This window comes from Nocardia wallacei, from assembly GCF_029868745.1.
GTDB classification, from domain to species: Bacteria; Actinomycetota; Actinomycetes; order Mycobacteriales; family Mycobacteriaceae; genus Nocardia; species Nocardia wallacei_B.
Genome location: NZ_JARWOP010000043.1, coordinates 1 through 8,653 on the forward strand (window position 1 = coordinate 1; position 8,653 = coordinate 8,653).

9 protein-coding genes are annotated in these 8,653 nt (G+C 68.7%); 4 read left to right on the forward strand and 5 right to left on the reverse strand.

Features of this window, described 5'->3' with window-relative positions; translation table 11 throughout:
- Positions 1–1,295, forward strand: a 1,295-nt coding sequence (locus QH470_RS02045; RefSeq protein ID WP_280270513.1) for a hypothetical protein, incomplete at its 5' end; no start/stop codon positions are given.
- 6 nt (positions 1,296–1,301) lie between these two features.
- On the opposite strand, the gene QH470_RS02050 is transcribed toward QH470_RS02045, so the two are convergent.
- The 5 genes from QH470_RS02050 to QH470_RS02070 form a co-directional block, all read right to left on the reverse strand.
- The gene (locus tag QH470_RS02050) at positions 1,302–1,673 is read right to left on the reverse strand and encodes a roadblock/LC7 domain-containing protein (protein WP_280270514.1); all 372 of its coding nucleotides are present in this window, start codon (positions 1,671–1,673) and stop codon (positions 1,302–1,304) included.
- Between the two features lie 38 nt (positions 1,674–1,711).
- A complete protein-coding gene (locus QH470_RS02055; RefSeq protein WP_280270515.1) occupies positions 1,712–2,137 on the reverse strand; it encodes a roadblock/LC7 domain-containing protein in 426 nt (141 codons plus the stop codon).
- Entirely contained in the window at positions 2,134–2,481 is a 348-nt protein-coding gene (locus QH470_RS02060; protein WP_280270516.1) for a hypothetical protein, read from the reverse strand. The genes QH470_RS02055 and QH470_RS02060 overlap by 4 nt, the downstream gene beginning before the upstream one ends.
- 212 nt (positions 2,482–2,693) lie before the next feature.
- Complete coding sequence (locus QH470_RS02065; RefSeq protein ID WP_280270517.1) at positions 2,694–3,743, reverse strand: MCE family protein; 1,050 nt, start codon at positions 3,741–3,743, stop codon at positions 2,694–2,696.
- A gap of 157 nt (positions 3,744–3,900) precedes the next feature.
- The gene (locus tag QH470_RS02070) at positions 3,901–4,965 is read right to left on the reverse strand and encodes a CHAP domain-containing protein (RefSeq protein WP_280270518.1); all 1,065 of its coding nucleotides are present in this window, start codon (positions 4,963–4,965) and stop codon (positions 3,901–3,903) included.
- Between the two features lie 133 nt (positions 4,966–5,098).
- Here QH470_RS02070 and QH470_RS02075 point away from each other — a divergent pair, with 133 nt between their 5' ends.
- From QH470_RS02075 to QH470_RS02085, 3 genes are all read left to right on the forward strand, one after another.
- Positions 5,099–6,022, forward strand: a complete 924-nt coding sequence (locus tag QH470_RS02075) for a BadF/BadG/BcrA/BcrD ATPase family protein (protein ID WP_280270519.1) — start codon at positions 5,099–5,101, stop codon at positions 6,020–6,022.
- A 72-nt stretch (positions 6,023–6,094) separates the two neighbouring features.
- Complete coding sequence (locus QH470_RS02080; protein WP_280270520.1) at positions 6,095–7,627, forward strand: sodium:solute symporter; 1,533 nt, start codon at positions 6,095–6,097, stop codon at positions 7,625–7,627.
- Positions 7,628–7,748: 121 nt separating this feature from the next.
- Positions 7,749–8,653 (forward strand): MurR/RpiR family transcriptional regulator (locus QH470_RS02085; protein WP_280270521.1); only part of this gene is annotated, 905 nt, incomplete at its 3' end.

Sequence of the window (8,653 nt, forward strand, 5' to 3'; positions counted from 1 at the left end):
GGCGGCGGGTGCGCCGCGACGTCACCGTGACCGTGGGCCCCGGGGCGCTGCAAGTCGAAATGCGGGACGCCGGGGGGGGTTTCGATACCGAGGGGGTGCCGCCGCCCCGGAACGGCGTCCGGCGCGGCAGCAACGCGCGGAGGGCCCACCCACCGGGGGGCGGGCCGTTCGTGCCCCCCCCGCCGGGCCAGGGGACGTCGGTCACGCTGGTGTGGGTGCATCCCAGCACCGGCGTCCGCGAGCCGGAGACCGGCCCGGAGACGCCCGGCTCCGCCGAACCCGAGCGCTGGGATCTGCGCGGGCTGCTCGGCCTGCGCGGGCGGCAGGGTGCGCTGGTGACGGTCGTGCTGCTCGCGACGATCGCGTCGATGGCGTTGTCGAACGTGCGCGCCCTCCCCGACCATCGGACGGGAATCGTGCTGGCCTACAGCATGATCGCGCTCGCCGCGGTGGCGACGCTGGCCGTCGACATCGAGCCGTTCCCCCGGCCGATCGCCGCGGCGGTGGCCGCGGCCGGTCCGGTGGCCACCGGCATCGCCTACCACCGGGTGGCGGCGGTGCAGGTGCACGAGTTCGTCTGGACGGTCTACGCCACCTCGGTGGTGCTGTGCTTCCTGGCCGTCCGCGGGCGCAGCGGGTACGCGGTGCTCGGTATCGCCGCGACGACGCTGGTGGCGATGTTCGACATCGGGCTCGGCACACAGGGCATCTCGCTGTCGATGACGCCGCTCATCATCGTGGTGACCGGAATCCTGATCGCCGCGATCGCCCGCTCCACCCTGCGCGCGCTGCGCCGCCTGGCCGACGAGTCCGCCGCGGGCGCCGCCGCCCGCGCCACGCTGCGCGCACAGGGCGAGGAGCGCGCCCGCCAACTGGAACGCCTGGATGAACGCGCGCGCCCGATGCTGGAGCGGATCGCCGCGGGCGCGGGCCTCACCGACACCGAACGCTACGAATCACGCCTGCTGGAGGCGGAATTGCGGGACGGCCTGCGCGCACCCGCGCTCACCACCGCCGGACTGGCCGCCGCCACCCGTGGTGCGCGCAGCCGCGGCGTCGAGGTTCTGCTGCTGGACGACGGCGGCCTGGCCGACGCCCCGGACACCCTGGTCTCCGCCGTCGTCGCCGAGGTGGCCCAGCAGTTGGACAAGGCCAACTCCGGCACCGTCACGGTCCGCGTCCTCCCGCCCGGCCGCCATGTCCTGGCCACCATCCTGGTCGACGCCCCGCCCGAACTCCGCCGCGTCGAAATCGACCACGACGGTGCCACACGCACCCTCGTGGACCACGGGTAGAAGCGGTTACATCTGCAGATTTTCCTCGATCTTCTTGAGGCGATGCCGCGCCAGCGCGAGATTGGCGCGACCGCGATCCAGCGCGAGGTAGAGGAAGAGTCCCTGGGCCTGAGGCAGAGTCATGGGACGGATGAGGTGATACTGACCCGAGAGGGAGATCAGAATATCCTCGATGTCCTGACTCAGCCCCAGTTGGTCGAGGGTGCGCTGTTTGGCCCGCACCACTTCGGTGTTACCGGCGGCGGCGATTTCCAGATCGAGCGATTTGGAACTGCCGAGCGTACCCAACGCCATACCGCTGTCGTAGTCGACGACGGCAGCGCCGATGGCTCCGTCGATCGCCATCATATCTTTCAGGGCGGTGTCCATATCGGACATGGAAAATCCTTACTGTTATATCGATGATTCGAACGGAATCAATTGTTGGGCGCGTGCAATGTCGCGACAATTTTCCGGGCCGCCGCGGTCAACCGGCCCAGGCTCACCGCCGGAGCGCTGCCGACAACCAGCAGAAGTGTGCTGCTCAGCGGCACCACCGCGACACAGCCACGATCGGCCTCGAAGAACGCGGACTGTAACCGGCCGTGCGCAGACAGTGCGGCGAAATGGTCGCCGATCCCCGCTGCGGCGGCCGCCAGCGCCGAACCCCGCATCGCCACCTCGTCCTCGTCCTGGCCGATCGACGGAAGGGCGTTGCCGGACGCGATCACCAGGCCGTCGCGGCTGGTGACGAAGGCGTACTGCGCGTCCCCGATCGACGTGCACGCCGCGGTGAGCAGCCGTGCCACGGTCGCGGAATCGCCGAGCCTGATCTCCTTGCGCTGGATCCGCTGCTCGCTCATACCCGCACCGCCTGCTCGATCCGGCGGAGCCGGTGCCGGGCCATGGCGAGGTTGCCGCGCGTCCGGTCGAGCACGAGATACAGGAACAAGGTGTCCTGCCGCCCGTCCGGGACCGGTGTGCCGTTGCGGCGGCTCTCCAGCGGCATGATGATGTGATACTGCGTGCCCAGCGTGATGAGAATGTCTTCGATGGCGTCGTCGAGCTGCAATGTCTCGATGGCACGCACTTTGGCCCGGACGACTTCGGTGAGTACCGCTCCGGCCACGTCCAGATCGAGCAACGAATTTCCGCCCTGCTTGCCGAGGATCATTCCGCTGCCGTAATCGACCAGGGCAATACCCATCGCCCCCTCCACCGACATTCCGTCATGCAGAGCATCGTCCAGATTCACATATACCCCATACAACACGATGAGCTTTCGCTCGAAATCAGAATTGAGACGATACCATTCAGTCGGTGTGGCGACAATCCGACAGATATCGATGCCGTCGGTCAGCGGAATTCAGGGACCAAAGACCCTTGCGGATGGAAGATATCCACCCGATTACCCCGGGCTCAGGGGCGGCAGACCGCGGAGTGGGAATTGCCGCCGATCAGCGGGAGCAGGCCCCGCGGCAGCAGGATGTTGTAGAGGGAGATGTCCAGGGTGCAGAGGTAGGCCGAGGCGTAGGCGCCGTTCTGGGTGAAGCGGCCGAGCGCGGCGAGGAGAGCGGGCATGTCCAGGGCCGCCCGATCCAATTTCGCGCCGTGCTCGAGCAACAGCGTGAAGGCCTCGCGGACCGAACGCTGGGCCGGGTCCAGGGTCGGGCGTACTCGATCGACGGTGTGCACCAACGCATCCGACGCGACGGCGATCTGCTCGGTCGACGACAACAGCGACTGCCCCTGCTCGTACAGGCCGCCGATGAGAGCGCGGGTCTGCGTCACCAGGGTCTCCAGTTCGGCGCCGCGCGCGGCCAGCCCCTGCATGATGCCGCTGAGGTTGGCGATGACGTCCCCGAGAATCGCGTCCCGGCGCTGGAAGTCCGTCGCCACGGCGGCGGCTTGAACGATGAACGTACTCAACGACACCCGGTCCCCCTGCAACGCCATGACAAGCGTGTTCGACAGGTCGTTCACCTGGTCGGGCAGCAGGTTCTCGAACAGCGGCTGGAAGCCGCCCAGCAGGCCCGAGATGTCGAACGACGGCTCGGTCCGCTCGAGCGGGATCTCTCCCCCGCCGCGCAACGGCGTGCTGTCGGGCTGGTTACCCGGCGCCAGCGCCACATATCGCTGACCGATCAGATTCTGGTATCGGACCAGGGCCTTGGTGTCGGAGTACAGCCGCTGGTTGCGCTGCACCTCGAAACGCACCCGGGCAACATGCTTGCGGCTCACCGGATCCCGGGCCAGCCCGATCGCGGTCACCTTGCCGACGCGCACACCGGCCATCCGCACGTCGTCGTCCACGCGCAGCCCGAGCACATCGCCGAAGGTGGCCGTGTAGCCGGTGGTGGGCCCACTGACGTTGCGTGACAGCGTATTCCAGATAATCACCGTCACCAGCACGGCGACGACGGCGAACGCGCCGAAGCCGAGCAGGGGCTTGCGGAGGCCGCGAGTCACGCGAGACCGTCCGTTCCGAGCGATACCGACCCCACCACGAGCACCGCACGCCTCCTCGAGAAACCGAACGAACCCGATTCTTTGGCAATGACTCAGCTACCGGGGAGGAGAGTACCGGGTCGCGCGGCGGCGACCGCCCAACACGCCGATCGGCCGACTACACCCGCGCCGGGGTCCGGTCGTTCGCCGGCGGATGGATCACGCCGGTGAAATTCCCGCTGGAGATGTTGTAGGTGCGCTGCCGCACGGCGTCGCCGGAGTTGCCCTCGATCGTGGTGATGGTGTCGCCGTTGCGCGCCACCACCACGCCGATATGGTTCTGACCGCCGAAGACGACGAGGTCCCCGGGGCGTGCGGCACCCATGTTGCTGTCGGCGAGGCCCTGGCTCGCCCCATCCGACCAGACCGCGCGCACGAGGTTCTTGTTGGACCAGTCCACGTCGATACCGGACTGTTTCCACACCCAGGTGGCGAACGACGCGCACCACGCGTCGTTGATGTTGTACGGCCGGTTCACATGGTTGGTGCCCTGTTCGACGACACCCAGTTCGTTCTCGGCGAAGCCCTTGATCTTTTCGACCAGGCTCGCGTCGGCGGGCGGCACATAGCTGGTGCCGGACCACGGCTGGGTCAGGGGCGCGGGGGTGCCGCCGTAGGCGTTGTTGGTCGGATTGCCGGGCGCCGAGCGATCGATGTGGTCGGCATGCTGCTGGATATCGGTCGTGGCCTGTTGCATGCGCTGCTCGACCACCTCCATCGTGGAGGCACAGGCAGATATCAGCGGGCCTTCCACCGACTCGGGCCAGTATGCCTCGCCTTTCTCGTTGTAACTCGGCCCGAGAGCCACCGAATCTTTCAGCAGGCCCCGCAGCCGCTCGACGGCTTGGTCGATATCGGTATAAGCGTCGCCGGCGGCGGTGTAGGCACCATAGGAGGAGCTGTCTACGGCCTCGTTGTCGCGCTCTATCTGCCGTTCGATGGTCTGCAGCGCCGTGACCGCGTCGTTGTGGTTGGTGGTCGTGACCGACCGGTTCTGATCGTCGATGAGCTTCGCGTCGTACATCAGGTCCGTCAGCTCGGGTCCCGCCCACGGCGTACCCGCGCCCAGATTGTCGACGTTGGACTGGATCGCGGCGTGCGTGGCGGTCATCGTGCCCTTCAACCTGCCGGACGCGTAGGCGGGCACGTCGAATTCCGGGATGACCTTGTAATGGTCGGTCATCGCAGCTCCCACCCACAGCCTGGCAGCGCACTCACGAACAGCGCCATCGGGAATCCTCAATTCGCCCAGGGACCGACGTGGTTCGAGTATCAACCATTCCCAGAATTGGGATGTTTCGCCCATGATGCTCGTTATGAGTACCGCAATCCTCGCCGTCGATCTCGGTAAGACCGGCTGTCGCGCGTCGCTGCGGATCGACGGGACCGAGCGAGCCCGCGCCGACGGTCCCGGCGCCCCGGGGCTGGCCGCCCGCGACGGCGTGGCGGCCGCGCAGCGTGCCGTGACCGCGGTCGTGCGCGAAATAGATCTGCGCGCAATGCCTTTCGTGCTGTCGGTCGGTGCGGCGGGAGCGGCCTCCGCACCCCGTGCCCGCATCGAATTCGCCCGGCTACTGGCCGGGACGCCGGCGGTCACGGCGGTCGCGGTCACCTCCGATGCCGTGACGGCGCACGCCGGGGCGCTCGGCGGCGATCCGGGCGTCGTGCTGACAGCGGGGACCGGCGCGGTGGTGACCGCGGTCGATCCGACGGGCCGGTTCACCCGGATCGATGGCTGGGGACCACTGCTCGGCGACGAGGGCAGCGGCGGCTGGATCGGCCTCCAGGGTCTGCGCGCAGCGCTGCGCGGCCACGACGGACGCGGACCCGACACCACGCTGGCCGCCGCGGCCGCCGATCAGTACGGCCCGCTCGACACGTTGCCCACGCTGTTCGGCGACCACGAGAACCACGCCCGGCTCGCCGCGGCCTTCGCCCCCGCGGTCGCTGCCGCCGCGGCTGCCGACGAGGTCGCCGCGGAGATCATGGGTGCGGCCGGGCACGCTCTGGGGCGCGCCGTGCTGGCCGCGATCGACCGCGGCGGGCTGGCCGCACCGGTACCGTATGCGGTGACCGGTGGGCTGATCGAACTCGGCGCGGCACTGTGGGCGCCCGTGGACCGCATACTCGGGGGGAGGGTCGAATACCGGACCGCGCACGGACACCCGATCGACGGCGCCGCGCTGCTGGGCGCCGACACCACTACGGCACTGGAACCGTTGATCACGCGGATTTCGTGAGATTTGTTGACATATTAACCAATTCGTCTGACACTTACTTGCAGCATGCCCGCTGCGTTACCGGGAGTCGCGATGCACGCACTGAATGTCGGTGTCATCGTCGTGTACCTGGTAGTCGTCGCCTGGATCGGGTTGCGGCTGTCCGGAAGACAACGCTCTGCGGGCGAATATTTCGTCGGCGCGGGCCGAATGCCGTGGTGGACTGTGTGTTTCTCGGTCGTAGCCACCGAAACCAGTGTGCTGACGGTCATTTCGATTCCGGGCGGAGCTTACACCGATCAGGGATTCGGCAACGTCGAACTGGCCTTCGGATACATCATCGGCCGCACCGTGGTCGCCATCGCCCTGATTCCGCTGTACAAGCGCGGCGGATTCGTCAGCGCCTACGAGTATCTGCGGCAGCGCTTCGGCCCATACCTGCAGGGCGTCGCGGCGGTGACGTTCGTGCTCACCCGGCTGCTCGCCGAGGGTGTGCGGCTGTTCGCCTCCGCCATTCCGATCGAGCTGCTGCTCGGCGAGTTCGGTATATCCCTCGGCTACGACGTGATCATCGTGGCCCTCACGCTGCTGACGGTCGTCTACACGTATCTGGGCGGGATCAAGGCGGTGATCTGGACCGACGCGCTCCAGATGGGCCTGTATCTGCTCGGTGCGCTGATCGCGATCGGCGTACTGACCGGGCACGTCGGCGTCGCCGGCTGGTCCGATGCGCTGCGGCACGGCAAGTTCCGGCTCTTCGATACGGACTTCGGCCTGGCGCACATCCTCACCAGCAGCTTCGCGCTGCCCACCGCCATCATCGGCGGAGCGCTGTTCACGATGGCCTCGCACGGCTCGGATCAGCTGATCGTGCAACGCATTCTGGCCACCCGGTCGATCCGCGACAGCCAGCGGGCCATGATCGCCTCGGGGGTGTTCGTCGCGGTGCAGTTCGCCGCCTTCTCGCTCGTCGGCGCGCTGCTGTGGGCCTACAACGGCGGCAGATCGCCCGCGGCGCTGGGACTGTCGAGCGCCGACGGGCTGTACCCGGATTTCATCGTGCACGGGCTGCCGGTGGTGATTTCCGGGCTGCTGGTCGCCGGAATCCTCGGCGCCGCCATGGGTTCGCTGTCCGCGGCATTGAATTCCATGGCCAACTCCACCGTCGCCGACATCGTCCGCGGCTGGTCCCGGCGCGCGGTGTCCGACGCGGCGATGCTGCGCCTGGGCCGGTTCACGACGCTGGTGTGGGCGGTGCTGATGGCGTTGTTCGCCATGGGGTTCAGCACTACCACCGGCAACGTATATCTGACCGCGCTGGCGATCGCGGGGTACACCTACGGCGCGCTGCTCGGCGCCTTCCTGCTCGGCCGGCTGGTCCGGCGCGCCAACCAGTTCGACGCGATCGTGGCCTTCGCCGCCACGGTGATCGTGATGACCTTCGTGGTCCGGATCGTCCAGATCGAGGTCACCGTGGCGGGCACGGTGACCGAGAAGGGCATCGCCGCACAGTGGCTGGTGCCGATCGGCGTCGCGGTCACCCTTGTCGTCGGCGGGATCAGCAGCCGGTTCCATCCGGCTCCCGAGCCCGCGCCGCCGCCCGAATCGGTGCGGGCGGTGGCCTGATGCGATACCCGGAACGTGTGTTGATGCGGTGGGGGCAACCCTCCGGCGATATCGTCGCCCCCGTGACCGTGTCGACCGCCCGCTGCCCCACCCCGACCCTCCACGCTGGACGGATGACGCGATGAACGACGGTGACGATGTCCGCACCCGCCTGCTGGCGGCCCTCCCCCGGCTCACGCCGACCGCACGACGGGTCGCCCAGGTGATCCGCGACGATCCGGCGGGCACGGCGCAACTGACGGTGAATCAACTCGCCGAACGCGCCGAGACCAGTACCTCGGCCGTGGTGCGACTCGCCAAAACCCTTGGCTACGAAGGGTATCCGCAGCTGCGGCTGGCGCTGGCGGCCACCGGCACCGAGGACCGCACCCCCGTGCTCGCCACCGATATCGACCCCGACGACACCCCGCCCAAGGTGCTGCACAAGCTGGCCGCCTTCGAGACCGAGGGCCTGCTCGCCACCGCCGAACGCGCCGACGCCGCGACGATGGCAGCGGTCGCCGACCAGCTGGCACGGGCCCGCCGGGTCCAGGTGATCGGCATCGGCGCGTCCGGGCTGGTGGCGATGGACATGGCGCAGAAGCTGACCCGGATCGGCATGTGGTGCGGCGCCTGCACCTCCGAGGACGACGCGCTCGTCCAGGCCAGCCTGCTCGGCGCCGACGACGTGATCATGGCGTTCTCGCATTCAGGGGAGACCATCGGCATCGTCGAGGCGGTGCGGCGAGCCGACCGCGCCGGCACCGCGACCGTCGCGGTGACCGCGGGCGCCGGTTCCACCCTGGCGGCCACCGCCGCCCGGACCATCCTCGCCGCCGGACGCGAGGACGGCTTCCGCTCGGCGGCGATGGCCAGCCGGATGAGCCAGTTGCTCATCGTCGACGCCCTGTATGTCGGTGTGCTGCAACGCACTCCGGCGGCCGCGCAGGCACTGCACCGCACCTACGACGCGGTCGCGGGGCGGGCCGCCCCCCCCCCCCCCCCGCCCGCGCCGGAGGCGGGCGGGCGCGGGGGGGGGGGGGGGGG

Excerpts from the sequence above, each read along its gene's own strand:
- QH470_RS02080 (WP_280270520.1), top strand. The coding sequence starts at position 6,095 with ATGCACGCACTGAATGTCGGTGTCATCGTCGTGTACCTGGTAGTCGTC.
- QH470_RS02060 (WP_280270516.1), bottom strand. The coding sequence starts at position 2,481 with ATGGGTATTGCCCTGGTCGATTACGGCAGCGGAATGATCCTCGGCAAG.
- QH470_RS02055 (WP_280270515.1), bottom strand. The coding sequence starts at position 2,137 with ATGAGCGAGCAGCGGATCCAGCGCAAGGAGATCAGGCTCGGCGATTCC.
- QH470_RS02050 (WP_280270514.1), bottom strand. The coding sequence starts at position 1,673 with ATGTCCGATATGGACACCGCCCTGAAAGATATGATGGCGATCGACGGA.
- QH470_RS02070 (WP_280270518.1), bottom strand. The coding sequence starts at position 4,965 with ATGACCGACCATTACAAGGTCATCCCGGAATTCGACGTGCCCGCCTAC.
- QH470_RS02075 (WP_280270519.1), top strand. The coding sequence starts at position 5,099 with ATGAGTACCGCAATCCTCGCCGTCGATCTCGGTAAGACCGGCTGTCGC.